Below are 1,435 nucleotides of genomic sequence, written 5' to 3'. Positions count from 1 at the left end.
GGGAGATGTGTCAGATTTGGTCTGAACTAATACACTTTATTTGCACCCAAGGCGCTATGGCCCCAGCATCATTTGATGAGTTATTTGCCGGGATTGCATACGCAGAAATAAATGGTTACTCCCAGGTGTTAATAGATAAACTTGAAAGAGCAAAACAAACCTGCTTGACTATTTTAGAAAGTGAGAATAACTATAAAAAAGCGGCTTTAATAAATACAAACATTCACTACAGTTGTTGGTTACTGATTTTTAGTGCCTTACACTACGAACTTAAGGAGCGTGGAAGTAGTATTTTTCAACTGTGGAAAGCATTTCAGCAGCCTGTAGAACAAGGCAACCCTGTTACACCATCAACTTTCATTGATGTCACCAAACCCTATATTTCTCACGAGCTATGGTTAAATTTATCGAGCTTTGTAAGAAATACTGAATCAAGCTCAAGGGTGTTTTTTAACACTCTCGCAACCAATCAATCAATGCAGATGAACAATAAATGTGCGGCTGAGTTTGACGCAAAATGTTAAAGATGATCGCATCACTTTACGAGAAAGTAAAAAGATTGCGCCACAAAATGCAGACACTGAACTGGACCTCTCTGCAATGGGACACTTTATGTGATTTCTCAGAAAATTGTGAAAAAGCAATACAGGCGCATCAAAAGGGGTTAGTTTGCTCTTCAAAACTGGAGTTTCCAGGGCATACTGCTTCTATTGAGCTCGCAATGGCAGAAAGTTACTTTGATCAAAATGGAGAACTGTTTTAATTTTGTAATTGACCGGGTAAGTGAACCACTAATTTAATCGCATTTTCAAAATATTTGATACTCGAAAATTTTATGCGCCGGATGAAAAATCCCTGTATTTGTTAATCTTCTATATCTAAGCCAAAAACGTCCGCAATAAACTGATTTTCAGACTTGTATCCGCGGAGGCCAAAATTACGATGTCCTCCGTCACTATTCCAACCACCCAACACTCCAGCTACTGCTTCACCTTCTATATTCACCGTCTTTTCATAAGTATAATAAGAGTATGAATTTCCCTCTTTCTTAATCAGCGCAAAAAAGCAATTTGCCAAAGCTTTTGGTTCTGGAAATTTAATGAGCACGGCATCCCTGTCATAGAGAGGCACAACAGTAACTTCATTTGCATAGTCACTATCCACAATCTCAGACGCCGCCTCAATCAATTGGCCGATCTGCCCATTATAGATATCAAAGAAAAAAGCGCCTTCGGATTCAAATACCCATTTGCTGATTAGCTTATGCTGAAAATAATATATTCTTTTGGATGCTGGCAGTTTCCCTTTTTCAACTGCGATCGGTTTGTAGGCATTACTTAATTCTGTTGTGGTGCAGCCACTTAAGATAATTATCAGGGTAAATATATAATTTTTCAAAGCCATTATTTTCATTAATAATTATCCGGAATTGCCT

At 38.0% G+C, this 1,435-nt stretch carries 3 protein-coding genes; 2 read left to right on the top strand and 1 reads right to left on the bottom strand.

The features are described 5' to 3' along the window. Positions 1 to 524: hypothetical protein (locus Q5Y71_RS16770; RefSeq protein WP_306043222.1), on the top strand; the 524-nt coding region annotated here is incomplete at its 5' end. 2 nt (positions 525 to 526) lie between these two features. Beyond that, entirely contained in the window at positions 527 to 763 is a 237-nt protein-coding gene (locus Q5Y71_RS16765; RefSeq protein WP_306043221.1) for a hypothetical protein, read from the top strand. 101 nt (positions 764 to 864) lie between these two features. Here the strand turns inward: Q5Y71_RS16765 and Q5Y71_RS16760 are convergent, their stop codons facing one another. Then, entirely contained in the window at positions 865 to 1,413 is a 549-nt protein-coding gene (locus Q5Y71_RS16760; protein WP_306043220.1) for a hypothetical protein, read from the bottom strand. Between the last annotated feature and the right edge of the window lie 22 nt (positions 1,414 to 1,435).

Source organism: Microbulbifer sp. 2205BS26-8, assembly GCF_030731025.1.
In the GTDB taxonomy this organism is placed as follows: domain Bacteria; phylum Pseudomonadota; class Gammaproteobacteria; order Pseudomonadales; family Cellvibrionaceae; genus Microbulbifer; species Microbulbifer spongiae.
The sequence above is the reverse complement of the archived record's forward strand: the minus strand, read 5'-3'. Positions and strand labels throughout refer to the sequence as shown.